We start from the raw sequence: 13,441 nt of genomic DNA on the forward strand, positions 1-13,441 counted from the left end.
CTTACACCATGTAGTCGGACGCCCATTCGGACTCAATGGCTGCTGCATTCGGAATCGATTTCACAATTTGTTCTGCCGGCTTCCTCTCACCCGCGCCCGATCGGGCCTGTCTGACTTGCTCCAGATCGACCGGATTGTAGGTCTTGAACAAGAAAGCTGAGCGGTCGATCGAGTTGCCGAACTTCTGCGAAACGGCTTTGGAGTCTGCTCCGCCGCGGAACGCTTCTGTCGTAGCAGAGCGCTTCATATTGCGTAGTTGAAGCTGCTTTCGGGGTCGACCTTGGTGCGCAGATCCTGAAAATCATGCGACAGAACCATCTCCGCATAAGGCGAGCCGGCGCGGGTTCGGAAAAGGAACGCTTCGCCGTGCAACTCGACGCCGAGCCCGGCAATATAGCTCCGCACCATGACGTCACCTAATCGAGACAAAGTCCCGATGACGGCTACCCCGGTCTTCTCGCGCCCACCCTGAGAACGATCGATGATCAGCCGGTTGTTGGTCGGGTCTACGCCAAAGTGTTTGGAGCGGGCGGTACGGGCATCGCCCGGCTGAAATCCGGTGTCCCAGCAGGTGATGATGATGCAGGCGAGACCGCGGTAGCCAAGCCGCCACGCCATCTTCGCAAGCCTGAGGGCGCCGACCTGAGAATAACGCTGGTGCCGCGGCGCCGGCGCAGTGTTGGTCACCTTAGACGATGGATCGCTCAGCTGTGTATATCGCAACAACCGCATGATGTTCCAAAAGGCGCGCCACACCTTCATGGCCTTGTGGGCGACATCGCGTCCGCATTCCTGCTCGACGACCGTCAGCCATTCAGACATGCTGATCGAATTCGGGTCGACCGTACCGAACACAGGCTCGATCCGCTTTCCAACGCCGGCCACCAAACCTTCGTACGGTTCGACAAAGCTAGCTTCTCCCATTGAGGAGTTCAAATTCATTCCTGCCACGCAGCGCCGATCGAACGCCGAGGATAACGCCGACTGAGAGAGGTCTGATCTTTCGTTAGGACCTTACCGGGAACCGGCTCGACAATTTGCCCGGAGCGCTGAGCCATCCATGACTCATAGAGCCGCCAGGCCTCTCTGCGCGCTCGCTCGTCATCGACACCGAGCGGCTTTGCCGCAAAGCCGGCCTTCTTCATGCGGCCGCGCGGCTCGAAAGAACGGCTTCCGTTCCGAACGGAGGTGTATGGTACTTCCCGGTCCTATCGTTGCTTCCCCTTGCCACGGATCGCCCCTAACCTATCGCGAAAGCCTAACGCAGAACGGGTGCTTCAGTCGACAAAGCCAGTCCGGACCGGCGATCCATCCAGGCGTCGATTGCCTTGAGATCGAAATGGCCGGTGTCGGGGTCCGGGCGCGGAAATCCCCGATCTATGGGCCGCGGCAGCGTCTGGCCGAGAGCAATCTCACTAAGGTGAAGACGCCGGGCCGCCTTGGATGCCGGCACATCGCGTGGCTCTACCGGAAAACGGATCGTTGAGCTGTAGGCTTGGATTGGCAGCATTATCTCACCCTCTCCAGCCATGCTCCGCCTCCCGCGCGACGGACCAATTGGTTTGGCGCAGCTGACGTGCCCCTTCACGCGCTTCCCGACTGTGGCCCATCCGAATATCGAGATAGGCCTTCTCGTCGTCGTGACGATCGAAGTCGGTCTCGGCCGCCAGAGCGCCCTCTCTCCCTTCATCCTTTTTCTGGCGTGGCCATGACTGGTCTCAGCAGCAGCACACCATTTTTTAGACAGCCTCTCCGCGAGAAGATGGCCGCAAGGTCAGCAAGGTCTCGCCGGCCGCGCAGCGCGTTCGGCCGAACCCGATCGAGACGCCGATCGCCGCGCCCTCCGCGCGCCGGCCGAGGTTGTTCGAAGGCTCCCCCGCAGCAAACGTCTTCAAAAACGCGTCGGCCGACGGCTGCCACTACCCGATCGGGGATCTTCGCCAGGAAGGTTTCAGGTTCGGTAGCGCGCCCGTCGAAGCCGTCGGTAAGCCCTATTGCGCCGGGCACGCCCAGCGCTGCTACGTCCCCTCTTCGGTCCGCCGACCCGCCAAGATCTCACTGGCGAGGTGCTAGGTCATGGATCGCAACACCACAGAGGCCAAGCACTTGCTCAGTTTCATCGAGCGCATCGAGTGGCTCGATGATAGAGGGATAACGAATGTAATCCTGGGCAAGACGCCGCTGGCATTTGCTTCGGCCGTGCGGGAGCGGCCTAGCAGGCCGCCGGCGCCAAAAGGAGGCGGCCTGGCAGTCCGCTAGCAGCTTCTAAACCAAACAAGAGCGTGATCCTTGGATGAGGGCCACGTCGCGGTCGGTATGACATAGAGGGTGGTTGACAAGCCGGGCCGCGGCGTGCGGCGCAGGCGAGGTATCAGAAGCCCATGCGCTTCAGGTCCTGTGGCTCAAAAGTTTGGCCGCTGCGGTTCACGACGCTCGGCAGGACGGAGACCTTGGCCCGCCACGCCTTGAGGGCGGCGTAGTCCCCTTGAATCTCTAGACCGGCAGCGTCGGCGAACAGCAGCCCGGCAAAGACCGTGATATCGGCCATGGAGAACGTGCTTCCTGCGACGTAGGGGGACGACTTGAGCACTTCGTCAAAATACTTGATGCCGGCGAGGGCCTTGTCGCGCTGCTGCTCACCCCACGCGGCCCGATCCGCCCACTCGGGGTTCTTGTAGGCCTGGAGGATGGGGCCAAGCCCCGGCGTAGCGTTGTGGAAATAGTTGCCGACGGCATCGAGGAGGTCAGCTTCGGCACGGCGCTGCATCATGTGGACCATCGCCTTCTCACGCGGCGTACGTCCAGTGAGGGTCGGATTACCGTCGACGTTGTCGAGGTACTCAGTGATTGCGGTGCTTTCCGATATGAAAGTGCCGTCGTCAAGCTCCAGCACCGGCAGCACGCCGGAGGGGTTTTTGGCAAGGAAGGACTTCTGCTTGTGCTCGGCGCCGATCAGGTCGATCGAGACGAACTCGACCTTACTGTCCAGGCTCTTCTCGGCGAGGACGATGCGAATACGGGCCGGGTTGGGAAAGCCGGAGCGGTCATAAATTTTCATTGGAATCTGTCTTTCGCGTCGAGCACCGTTCTCGGTCCGACCCGCAGACAAATAGGGTTCGACATCGTCGTGCAGAACGCAGTATTCGCTCACAGCCCTTGTGAGGAAATGCACAGATGTTCGATTGGGAGGATTTGCGCCACTTCATTGCGCTTGCTGAGACCGGCACCCTGTCGGGGGCTGCGCGGGCCCTGAAGGTGGATCACGCGACAGTCGGCCGGCGGGTCTCCGCCTTGGAGCGGGTGCTGGGCGGGCCCTTAATCGAGCGCTTGCCGAAGCGCTGGGTGCTCACCGAGTCGGGCCATCGGGTTCAAGACCTCGCGCGCGGCATGCAGGTGCAGGCGCACGCCCTGGAACGGGCGGTTCGGGCAAGGGTCCAGCCCCTTTCCGGGAACGTCACCCTCAGCACGCCGCCGGTGTTCGCCAGCCAGTTCCTGGCGCCGCGCCTCGCAATCCTGCGCCGACTCTACCCCGACCTATATCTGACGCTGCTAGGCGCCAAGGCGGTCGCGTCACTCAGCCAGCAGGAGGCGGACATCGCTGTGCGGATCAGTCGGCCGCGCGAGGCGAGCAGCGTCGCGCGCAAGATTGGTACGATGGAGTTTTGGCTATACGCTGCCCCCGGCTACGACGCGAGGCCCGAGGCCGAATGGGAGTTCATCGCCTACGATCACGCGATGGACGAGACGCTGGAGCAAGCTTGGCTGCGAGAATTCGCGGGCGATCGCCCCATCGTGTTCCGCGCCAACGACCTTATCTCGCAGGTCGCCGCGGCAAGGGCCGGCGTCGGCATCGCCGCCTTGCCGTGCTATCTAGCGCTCGCCGATCCCACCCTCGCGGCAGTCACCGCCGACATGAAACGAGCGGCGCGGGACATCTATCTCGTCGTTCATGCTGATTTACGCCGCATGCCGGCAGTACGAGCCGTGCTGGACTTCATCGCCGCGCAAGTCGCGGAAGGCATGCCGGCGATCGGCGCCACAGCACCGCGCCAGTCTGATCACGACAATGTACCATCCGCGCCGAGGCACCTAGCGCAGTCGAAGTGAGGAAACTGCGGCTTCGGCCCGATCGCGCGTCCGGCCATGGTTCCGGTAAGACGCTGAACGTAACACGGCTATCTTGGCGGCGCCTTGGCCAGGATCAAGGCTCCCTGCACCCCCGCTTCTAGAATCGCATCGGACGACTTCGGCTCCGATACAGCGCGAGCGAGTTGGAGCGTTCCGACCATGAGTCCGAACATCGCCGTAGCCGTGGCGCGAGAACCGGTGGAATCCGGATTGGGAAGTTTATCGGCGATGAGATCGATCAGGACGTTTAATCTGGCTGTATAGGCCTGCCGGGTCTTCTCTGGTTGGCGGCCGATCTCTGCCAGAAGGGCTGCCGAGGGACAGCCCAGACCCGGACTGTCGCGGTGCTCGGCGTTTAGATAACCACGAACGGCCTGCTCTAAGGCGTCTTCGGTTTGCCCCAGAGACCGTAGGGACAGCTCCCGACCGTCGAGAGCCGAGACCAAGGTCTCGCGAACGAGATCTTCCTTCGACTCGAAGTGCGAGTAGAAGCCGCCGTTCGTCAGGCCGGCCTCCGACATGATCCCGGTCAGCCCGACGGCCGCGACGCCTTCGGCTCGGAACCGTCGCGATGCGACATCCAGGATGCGCTCCTTCGTGGCTGCCTTCCGACCTTTTTCGTAGCGCATTCGTCTTTCCTCGAGCCGCAACGTCGTTATTGCATTAAGGTCTACATATGATATGAAGACTATAATGCAATGAGCACCGTTGCGCCAGGCACTGGTGGCAGCGCCGCGAAGGAACACACCATGACATCGCATGCAGCAAGGGTCGCCCTGGTCACCGGGGTATCGTCGGGGATTGGCCAAGCGACGGCAGTTCGCTTGATCGGGGCGGGATATCGCGTGTTCGGGACGAGCCGTAAGGCGACCAACGAGAGCTTCGTCGACGGCATGGAACTCGTCGAGGCAGACGTGACCCAGGACACGTCTGTCGATTCTGTCGTCAGCAAGGTCATTGGACTGACGGGCCGCATCGACGTCCTCGTCAACAACGCCGGGATCGGCATCGCCGGCGGCGCCGAGGAAAGTTCGACGGTCCAGGCACAGTCATTATTCGACACGAACGTCTTCGGCGTGATGCGCATGACCCGCGCGGTCCTCCCCCACATGCGTCACCAGCGCAGCGGCCGTATCATCAACATCAGTTCGGTTCTTGGCTTCCTCCCGGCGCCCTACATGGCGCTCTACGCCTCGTCCAAGCACGCCCTGGAGGGCTATTCCGAGTCCCTCGATCACGAACTGCGGACCCTCGGCATCCGCGTGCTGCTCGTTGAACCCGGCTACACGAAGACGTCCTTCGAGCAGAACGCGGTCGAGTCGGACTCGCTGATGTCGGTCTACCAAGCCGCGCGGGAACACCTGCGGCCGCTGATGACCAAGGCACTCTCGACGGGCGACGCGCCGGATGTGGTGGCGCGCGTAGTGGTCGAGGCGGCGAATGCGCGGAAGCCCAAGTTGCGCTATCCGGCCGGGCCTGCTGCCAAACGGCTGACGCTCCTCCGTCGTTTCGCCCCCACATCGGTCATGGACAACGGCTTGCGCAAGCAACTCGGGCTCGACGTCCTGTAAAATCGGTAGGGGAACGTGCCGCGCAGCATGACGCGGTGTTCCACCGACGTCCCCTCCATTTCCGACAGCCTCGACCAGCAGCGCTGAAGCTTCACGGAGGGCGGGATCGCTAGCGACTCGTCGGCACGCGGCGGATCATCCACGAGGGCCTTGCGGGATCGTCCCGCGAGTTGTAACTACTATGATAGTAGTTACTGGAATGACGTCATGCAGCGCAAGAGTTTCGGCACCATGGAATGCGCCATCGCCCGTAGCCTGGAGCGGGTCGGCGAGTGGTGGAGCATTCTGATCCTGCGCGACGCCTTCTATGGCGTAACGCGGTTCGACGATTTCCAGCAAAGCCTGGGCGTCGCGCCGACCATGCTGACCAAGCGCCTCGGCGTGCTGGTCGAAGCTAGTCTGCTGGAGCGCCGCCGCTACCAGGAGCGGCCGCCACGCTACGAATACCTGCTGACCGAACGCGGCCGCGACTTCCGGCCCGTGCTGCTCGCGCTGCTCGAATGGGGCAATCGGCATTACGCGCCGGACGGCGCCAGCGTCGAAATCCGCGACGTGCGCTCTGGTCACCTCGTCGAAACGGCTTTCGTTGATCCGACAACGGGCACCACCGTGCCCCTCGCCGACATCCGCGTCAGCCCCGGTCCGGCCGCGAGCGAACGGGTCCAGCGGCGGCTCGAACGCCACCCCGCGCGGTTCATTGAGGGAGAACAGCCATGAGCGCCGCGACATTCGAGACCACGACGGCGGGGCCATTGCCTGCACAGGTGGCCGCTCGAAGCCGTTTTTCCGTCAAGCGCCTGCTGCTCGGCGGAGGCGTCCTGGCAGTCGTCGTCGCCGGAGGCCTCTATGGCCACCAGTGGTGGACGGTCGGCCGCTTTTTCGCAAGCACCGACGATGCCTATGTGGGCGCCGACGTGACCGCGATGGCGTCCCAGGTGGCCGGCTTCGTGACGGACGTGCCGGTGGCGGACAACCAGGCCGTGCGGGCCGGCGACGTCCTGGTGCGAATCGACGACAGACCGTACCGAGCCGCGCTCGCCCGCGCCGACGCGAGCGTCGAGGCGCAGGAAGCGGCGCTGGCCAATCTCGATGCGGAGCGACGTTTGCAGGACTCGGTGCTGGACGGTGCAAGGGCTGACCTCGAGGCGGCAAAGGCCGAGACCGCACGTACCCGCTTCGATTTCGACCGCTACAAGTCTTTGTCCACCGACCAGTACGCCTCCGCGCAGCGCTTCGAGCAAGCGGACGCGGACCACAAGAAGGCAATCGCCGCCGTGGCCAAGGCCAGCGCGGCTCTTGAAGGGGCATCGCGCCAGCTCGACGTGATCGACACGCAAAAGAAGCAGACCGGCGCGGCACTCGACGTCGCCAGCGCCGACCGCGACGTTGCGCGGCTGAACCTAGGCTATACCGAGCTACGCGCGCCGGTCGATGGCGTCGTGGGCAACCGCAGCGCCCGCGTCGGCGGTTACGCAACCGTCGGCGCCGCGCTCGTCTCACTGGTTCCGGCCCGCGGCCTTTGGGTCGATGCCAACTTCAAGGAGAATCAGCTCTCCGGCATGCATCCGGGCCAGGAGGTCACGATCGAGGCCGACGTGCTGCCTGGCGCGCGTTTCACGGGCCATGTCGCGAGCCTAGCGCCCGCCACCGGAGCGCAATTCAGCGTGCTCCCGGCCGAGAACGCCACCGGCAACTTCACCAAGATCGTGCAGCGGGTCCCCATTCGCGTCCTACTCGACGGCGACGCCAGCCTGCTCGGCCGCCTTCGGCCGGGCCTGTCGGTGACGGCGTCCGTCGACGAGCGCACGACATCGGCAGGCGGGGCGGTCGCGGCATCAGGCCCGGTGGAGACGACGGAATGACCGCCGCCGCTCTCCCCGCCAGCCGGATAGCTCCCCAACGGGCGATCGTCCCTCCCGCGGAACTGTCGGATGCGCGCAAGATCTTCGTCTTTGCGACCATGGGCGTGGGCTTCTTCATCGCGCTGCTCGACATCCAGATCGTGTCGGCCTCGCTCGCCGACATCGGCGGCGGCTTGTCGGCCAGTCCCGATGAGGTTGCCTGGGTGCAGACGAGCTACCTCATCGCCGAGATCATCGTCATCCCGCTGTCGGGCTTCCTGTCGCGCGTGATGTCGACGCGCTGGCTCTTCTGTGCCTCGGCCGTGGGGTTCACCATTGCCAGCCTGATGTGCGGCTGGGCATGGGACATCAAGAGCATGATCGTGTTCCGGGCGCTGCAGGGCTTCCTGGGCGGCTCGATGATCCCGACCGTCTACACCACGGCCTTCGCGTTTTTTCCGGGCAAGAAGATCATCGCCGCCGCCGCGACCCTCGGCGCCCTATCGTCGCTTGCCCCGACCCTCGGTCCCACGGTGGGCGGCTGGATTACCGACAACTACTCCTGGCACTGGCTGTTCTTCGTGAACCTCGTACCGGGCGTCTTCGTCGCGATTGTCGTTCCCTTGATGGTCCGCATCGACGAACCGAACCCGTCCCTGCTCAAGGGAGCCGACTATTTCGGCATGGCGCTGATGGCAATGTTCCTGGGCTGCCTTGAATACGCGCTGGAAGAAGGGCCGCGCTGGAATTGGTTCGAGGACGACACCGTCCGGACCACGGCCTTGATCTCGGCCGCGAGCGGGATCGGCTTCGTCTGGCGCAGCCTCGCGGCGGCGCAGCCGGTCGTCGATCTCACGGCCCTGAAGAGTCGCAACTTTGCGCTTGGATGCTTCTTCTCCTTCGTGACCGGCATCGGGATTTTCGCCACGATTTACCTGACGCCGCTGTTCCTCAGCCGCGTGCGCGGCTTCAGTGCCCTGGAGATCGGCGAGGCCGTGTTCACGACCGGCGTGTTCCAGGTGATGGCGATCCCAGTCTACACGCTTGCGGCACGCCACATCGACCTGCGCTGGCTGCTGATGTTCGGCCTCGCGATGATGGGTCTCAGCATGCTGAGCTTCACGCCCATCACGCATGAGTGGGGTTGGCGCGAGTTGCTGCTGCCGCAGACCTTCCGCGGCTTTGCCCAGCAGTTCGCCGTCGCGCCAACGGTAACGCTGACGCTCGGCGGCCTGCGGCCCGAGAAGCTGAAGCTTGCCTCGGGCCTCTTCAACCTGATGCGCAACCTCGGCGGTGCCATTGGCATCGCGGCCTGCGGTACGGTGCTGAACGACCGCGCCAACCTCCACTTCCTTCGCTTGGCCGAACATCTGACGGCCGGCAATGCCGCGATGCAGAACCTCGTCGCCGGCGTGGGAGCTCGCGATGCGACGCTCTTCGGTGGCGACGCCGCGCATGGGCGAACGGCAGCGCTGAAGCAGCTCTGGTCGCTGACTTGGCGCGAGGCTCAGACCATGACCTACGCCGACGCCTTCCTGCTGATCTCGATCTGCTTCGCCCTTGCCACCGCCTGCGTGCCGCTGATGCGCAAGATCGCCGCGCCCAAGGCGCCCTCCAGCGACGGACATTGAGACCGGCGCGTCAGCTGAAAGGGTTCCCCATGACCGATTTGATGACCAGGCAGATCGTCCTCGCCTCCCGGCCGGAGGGACCCGTCCAACCCGAGAACTTCCGGCTTGAAGAGATCCCCGTTCCCTCCTGCCCGCCGGGCGGCTTGCTACTCCGGACACTGTTCCTGTCGCTCGACTCTGACATGCGCGGCCGTACGGTCCTGGATGCGGTATCGATCGGCGTCGCGGGCGGCGGGATCGAGTATCGCGAGGACGTCACCGAGGGGCTTAAGAACGCGCCATCGCCCTTCGTCGGCATGCTGGCGGGCCGGAATTTCGGCAAAACGCTGGTTCGCTTGGCTGACGGGCCTCCTCGGCCGGTCGCCGCCGGCCGCGTCGGACTATAGTCAGGCCGGCAAACATGCGTCCCGGCGTGGCTAAAGCCCGGCGACACGGCCGGCCCAACGGCGATGTCGATCCTCTGCAAAAGCTGACGTGGCTTCGCCACATACCCCAACCGAGCGATGAGAACGCCGGTCCTGCATCGCCCGGATAGGCGGTCACCGGCACCGCCGGATATAGCGGTACAGGCTGACCGAGGTGGGGACATCGAGGAGGACGAACCCGGTAGCGCGCTGCAGCCTTTGAGGAAGAAGCCGCGAGTAATTGCCATCGATGACCCCGCGCGGACCCATGATGGCCGCGTCATGAAGGGCGGCAAACTCGTCCTCCGGTCGGGAAACCCAATCGGTATGCGGGAGGTGGTAAAGTTGATCGAGATGGATCGGCACGAGCCCCCGCGCCCGCATCCGCCATCGTGAACTTACCGCTGTTGGACGGTCCCATAATGCAAATGCGCGTCCCAAGCTCGTCCAGGGTCATGATCTAGCTTTTAGCTTCGCCAGCGAACGTCCCGCAACGGGTGAGACAGCGAGCTTTCCTCAGCGGTCCATAGTCAGCAGCACCGCGCCAAACTTAGGGCAGCTTCAAACCTAGTTGACGCATTTCTTGAGTCCAGCAGCTTCCGATAATCGACATTCCCGGAGCCGAATTGCTGCTGTCGACCCATCTCTACGTTTAAGTATCCGCTGCTGGCCTTTTCGATCCAGCGTTCCGAAAGAGACCGGGATCAGCCTAGCATTGCCAAGAGGCTGCGACGTACCTCGTCGCACTGGATCCCGGGCTTGTCGAAGAAGCGGCGGTGTGCGTCCTCGACGATAGGCATGGAGCGCCTCAGCGCGATCTCGCCCGCTGAACTCAGGCATAAGGCGAGAGCGCGGCGGTCCAGCGATGACGGGCGACGTTCCAGGAGGCCACCCTTCTCGAGGGCCGTGACGACTTGGCTGACCTGCATCGGATGCATCGCCAGGAAGTCGGCGAGCCGCCGCTGGGTGACGTGTCCGTTGTCTCGGCTGAGCCAAGCGAGCGCGACGAGTAACGCGAACCGCAGGTGGGTGAGATCCAGGACCGAAAGGTCCTGATCCAGGAAGCGCTGCCACGCGTGGGTCGCCCGCCACAGCACGAAGCCGAGGCTGTCGTCCGGTGTCTTTAGCGAGTGCTCGGCGAAGAAAGCATCATCGATGGTCATCACCTGCTCCTAACAGGGAGGTGGCACCGTGGGAGAAAAATAACGATAAACATATTTACTATTTTAGCGAACCTTCTATCTCTTGTCCTGCGACACGGGCGCTGCCGCGACCCCTCGCTTCATTGACGAAGCCGTGCCGGGGCCAACACGACAGGAGTGACACAATGGACATCGTCATCTTCGGCGCCAGCGGCCGCACCGGCCTGCATTTGATCGTGCAGGCCCTGGCGATGGGCCATCGAGTGACAGCCATCGTCCGCCGGCCTGACCGTTTCGGACTCTCGTTCGACCGCCTTCGTGTGATGCCGGGCGACGCGCTCCACGAGAACACCTTCGATGAAGCCCTGGTCGGGCAGGACGCCGTCATCTCGGCGCTTGGAGTCGCCGGGATCACGAATTCACTGACGCCGATGACATTTCACGTCGACACCGCCCACAACATCCTGTCGGGCATGCGGCGGCATGGCATTAACCGCTTCGTCGGGATCACTTCCGTTGGAGTTGCCCATGAGCCGACGACACCCCTGTGGTACCGCGTGACGCTACAACGCCTGCTTCGGCATAAATACGGCGACATGCTGCGGATGGAGGCGGTTCTTGCCGCCAGCACCCTGGACTGGACGGTGATCCGGCCCGTGCGGCTCACCAACGGTCCGCTAACGCAGCACTATCGCACGGACCCGACGGGGACGATCACCGACAGCAAGTCGATCTCTCGCGCGGACGTGGCCGATCTGGCGCTGCGGCAGGTCAGTGCGGCCGCCCCCATGAGCCGGACCATAGCCGTCTCATACTGACGCGATCGAGGCTAGGACTTCGGCCGCCTTGGATGCCAGCCCGAACGCGAGCCCACGGTCGGGCTCCGACCATAAACAATCGATCAACAAGGGAACACTTCATGCTCACCATTGCCCGACACGGAACGGCCTCGATCGCGATCGGGACCAGCGCCGACGCCCTCCCTTCGGAGGATGACCTGGAGAGCCCCGCGTTTCTCGGTGCCGCCGTGCATCGGGCTATCCAGCACCCGGATAAGATAGCGACGTACACTCGGTGGGCGACCGGGGCCGCAGGGTCGGCCTTCGATGGGCGACTGACACGTTCGATGGTGCGGATCACCGATGTCAGAAGCCACGCTGCGCCCTTGATGCACGACGGCGTGGTGACCATCGCCGAGGATGTCACCGTTGCGCTCATCGTGGACATGGAGGTCGATCCCGCCCGGGCCGAAGCGCTACTCAACGAACTGAACGTGAGCACGGACACGTTCCTGCCGGCCTTCCCGGCCGTCCGAAGCGTGTCGTTCCATCGCGGCACGAACGGGAGCCGCATCGTCGAGTACCTCCAGGTGGAGAGTGCCGAAGCGATGATGGCCATTCAGGCGCGTCCGGACATGCAGGAGCACGAGCGTCGGGTGGCCGAACTCGCACGTTCCCTTACAGCTGACCTGTACCGCGTCGACCGCATCGTTCTGCCGACGTCGTCCTGAAAAGGTTCGACCGCGACAATCAAACTCGGCTCACAATGCTGGTTCGACATCCGGTGTTGATCGAGGATCGGCAGTCACGTCAGCTCGCGAAGGGCGGCAGCAGTCCCCTAAGCGGCCTTTCGGCAAATTCAGGTTACCTCTGAGAATTGGCATACCCAGAAATAATCCGGCCTAGTTGGATCGCTTCTGAAGCTCATTTTTCAAAGCGAATGCTCCTCGAATGTCGGCGTCGGGAGGATGAATCTGACATTACTGGCGGTGGCACAAGAAGTAGCGCCATTCGGGATCGGATTTGTGATCGTGGAGCCGGGTCCGACCCCCACGAGTTTCGGAGCGAACATCGAAGGCCCCGAACCCACGGCGGCCTATGACAAGACACTCTCCGGCGACATCCGTCGAGCGCTCGCCAGCGGGGACTTCATCCTGACGGGGGACGCGGCTCGGAGCGTCGATGCCATGATTGCGGCCGGAGAGGCAGAGAAACCTCCCTTGCGTTTGACCCTCACGAGTACGGCTTACGAGAACATCTCGAAATCGCTGGCATCGCGGCTGGCGGCATTGCAGGCCCAAAAGGCAGTCGCATTTTCCGCGGACCGCAACTTCTCGGCGTAAGCGCGCACGGGTGGCTGCCATCGCGGTGGTCACCCGCGCCAGAACACCAAAGTCCGCCATTACGATCTGGATCCAGAAGCGGACCATCTCTCTTCCACCTATCTGCGACTACGCCGCATCGGATAGATTCCGACAAGAGACATTCCCGGAAGGAAAAGAGAGGTTGGCCGATGGCGCTTCGCACGATGCCCTCGCGCCTGAAAGCGGCTGACCTCTCCATCGCCAAGCTGCCGCCCAAGACCGCTGATCCTCGGTACCGGACGACCGACTGGGATGCGCTGCGCCAGGTCATCTTCGGCCGCGACGGACATCAATGCACGGCGCCCGGCTGCCCTGCCCGCGCCGTCGTGGTCGACCACGTCGTCAGCCCGCGCAACGGCGGGTCGGATGACCCGGCCAACCTCCGGTCGCTCTGCCGGACCCACGACAACCAGGTCAAAGAGGGGCTGGACGGCACTCGGCGCGGCGATGGCCGCTTCTCCCGATTCAATGCCTCATAGGAGCCCGCTGGCTGGTCTTCGGTTCTCCGGCCTCATCGCCTGTCCCGACCGTCCGATGCACCTGCCCGGCCCCTCAGGCTGGGCGCCGGTGCCTGACCGAGG

The 13,441-nt window shown here is 63.7% G+C and carries 18 protein-coding genes; 12 read left to right on the forward strand and 6 right to left on the reverse strand.

Features of this window, described 5'->3' with window-relative positions:
- Position 1: 1 nt before the first annotated feature.
- Complete coding sequence (locus LGH83_RS05180) at positions 2-247, reverse strand: hypothetical protein (RefSeq protein WP_227400882.1); 246 nt, start codon at positions 245-247, stop codon at positions 2-4.
- Complete coding sequence (locus LGH83_RS05185) at positions 244-942, reverse strand: hypothetical protein (RefSeq protein ID WP_227400883.1); 699 nt, start codon at positions 940-942, stop codon at positions 244-246. Before LGH83_RS05185 ends, LGH83_RS05180 begins: the two co-directional genes overlap by 4 nt.
- 620 nt (positions 943-1,562) lie before the next feature.
- Here LGH83_RS05185 and LGH83_RS05190 point away from each other — a divergent pair.
- Positions 1,563-1,712 carry a hypothetical protein gene (locus LGH83_RS05190; protein WP_227400884.1) on the forward strand — a complete coding sequence of 50 codons (150 nt, stop codon included), beginning with the start codon at positions 1,563-1,565 and terminating at the stop codon, positions 1,710-1,712.
- A gap of 148 nt (positions 1,713-1,860) precedes the next feature.
- Entirely contained in the window at positions 1,861-2,073 is a 213-nt protein-coding gene (locus tag LGH83_RS20065) for a GcrA family cell cycle regulator (RefSeq protein WP_227400885.1), read from the forward strand.
- 298 nt (positions 2,074-2,371) lie between these two features.
- Here LGH83_RS20065 and LGH83_RS05200 read toward each other — a convergent pair whose 3' ends face one another.
- Positions 2,372-3,058 (reverse strand): glutathione S-transferase family protein, encoded by a 687-nt coding sequence (locus LGH83_RS05200; protein WP_227400886.1) that lies wholly within the window; start codon positions 3,056-3,058, stop codon positions 2,372-2,374.
- A 116-nt stretch (positions 3,059-3,174) separates the two neighbouring features.
- Between LGH83_RS05200 and LGH83_RS05205 the strand changes: the two genes are divergently transcribed.
- Positions 3,175-4,107 (forward strand): LysR family transcriptional regulator, encoded by a 933-nt coding sequence (locus LGH83_RS05205; protein ID WP_227400887.1) that lies wholly within the window; start codon positions 3,175-3,177, stop codon positions 4,105-4,107.
- A 68-nt stretch (positions 4,108-4,175) separates the two neighbouring features.
- Here the strand turns inward: LGH83_RS05205 and LGH83_RS05210 are convergent, their stop codons facing one another.
- A complete protein-coding gene (locus LGH83_RS05210; RefSeq protein ID WP_227400888.1) occupies positions 4,176-4,757 on the reverse strand; it encodes a TetR/AcrR family transcriptional regulator in 582 nt (193 codons plus the stop codon).
- Positions 4,758-4,877: 120 nt separating this feature from the next.
- On the opposite strand from LGH83_RS05210, the gene LGH83_RS05215 reads away from it, so the two are divergent.
- From LGH83_RS05215 to LGH83_RS20020, 5 genes are all read left to right on the forward strand, one after another.
- The gene (locus LGH83_RS05215) at positions 4,878-5,699 is read left to right on the forward strand and encodes an oxidoreductase (protein WP_227400889.1); all 822 of its coding nucleotides are present in this window, start codon (positions 4,878-4,880) and stop codon (positions 5,697-5,699) included.
- Positions 5,700-5,906: 207 nt separating this feature from the next.
- Positions 5,907-6,416: a winged helix-turn-helix transcriptional regulator gene (locus tag LGH83_RS05220; protein ID WP_227400890.1), complete on the forward strand. Its 510-nt coding sequence runs from the start codon at positions 5,907-5,909 to the stop codon at positions 6,414-6,416.
- Positions 6,413-7,561 carry an HlyD family secretion protein gene (locus tag LGH83_RS05225; RefSeq protein WP_227400891.1) on the forward strand — a complete coding sequence of 383 codons (1,149 nt, stop codon included), beginning with the start codon at positions 6,413-6,415 and terminating at the stop codon, positions 7,559-7,561. The genes LGH83_RS05220 and LGH83_RS05225 overlap by 4 nt, the downstream gene beginning before the upstream one ends.
- Positions 7,558-9,171, forward strand: coding sequence for a DHA2 family efflux MFS transporter permease subunit (locus tag LGH83_RS05230; protein ID WP_227400892.1), 1,614 nt, complete (start codon positions 7,558-7,560; stop codon positions 9,169-9,171). Before LGH83_RS05225 ends, LGH83_RS05230 begins: the two co-directional genes overlap by 4 nt.
- 29 nt (positions 9,172-9,200) lie before the next feature.
- Positions 9,201-9,557: a hypothetical protein gene (locus LGH83_RS20020; RefSeq protein ID WP_319799606.1), complete on the forward strand. Its 357-nt coding sequence runs from the start codon at positions 9,201-9,203 to the stop codon at positions 9,555-9,557.
- A 153-nt stretch (positions 9,558-9,710) separates the two neighbouring features.
- On the opposite strand, the gene LGH83_RS05240 is transcribed toward LGH83_RS20020, so the two are convergent.
- Positions 9,711-9,959, reverse strand: coding sequence for a hypothetical protein (locus tag LGH83_RS05240; protein ID WP_413771104.1), 249 nt, complete (start codon positions 9,957-9,959; stop codon positions 9,711-9,713).
- Positions 9,960-10,279: 320 nt separating this feature from the next.
- Positions 10,280-10,738 carry a MarR family winged helix-turn-helix transcriptional regulator gene (locus tag LGH83_RS05245; protein WP_227400893.1) on the reverse strand — a complete coding sequence of 153 codons (459 nt, stop codon included), beginning with the start codon at positions 10,736-10,738 and terminating at the stop codon, positions 10,280-10,282.
- A 164-nt stretch (positions 10,739-10,902) separates the two neighbouring features.
- On the opposite strand from LGH83_RS05245, the gene LGH83_RS05250 reads away from it, so the two are divergent.
- The 4 genes from LGH83_RS05250 (at position 10,903) to LGH83_RS05265 (ending at position 13,339) form a co-directional block, all read left to right on the forward strand.
- A complete protein-coding gene (locus tag LGH83_RS05250; RefSeq protein ID WP_227400894.1) occupies positions 10,903-11,535 on the forward strand; it encodes an NAD(P)-dependent oxidoreductase in 633 nt (210 codons plus the stop codon).
- Between the two features lie 101 nt (positions 11,536-11,636).
- Complete coding sequence (locus LGH83_RS05255) at positions 11,637-12,227, forward strand: hypothetical protein (protein ID WP_227400895.1); 591 nt, start codon at positions 11,637-11,639, stop codon at positions 12,225-12,227.
- Between the two features lie 237 nt (positions 12,228-12,464).
- Positions 12,465-12,839 carry a hypothetical protein gene (locus LGH83_RS05260; RefSeq protein ID WP_227400896.1) on the forward strand — a complete coding sequence of 125 codons (375 nt, stop codon included), beginning with the start codon at positions 12,465-12,467 and terminating at the stop codon, positions 12,837-12,839.
- Between the two features lie 170 nt (positions 12,840-13,009).
- Complete coding sequence (locus LGH83_RS05265; RefSeq protein ID WP_227400897.1) at positions 13,010-13,339, forward strand: HNH endonuclease; 330 nt, start codon at positions 13,010-13,012, stop codon at positions 13,337-13,339.
- The last annotated feature ends 102 nt before the right edge of the window (positions 13,340-13,441 follow it).

Origin of the sequence: Lichenihabitans sp. PAMC28606 (assembly GCF_020616535.1) — a bacterium.
Lineage (GTDB): Bacteria > Pseudomonadota > Alphaproteobacteria > Rhizobiales > Beijerinckiaceae > Lichenihabitans > Lichenihabitans psoromatis.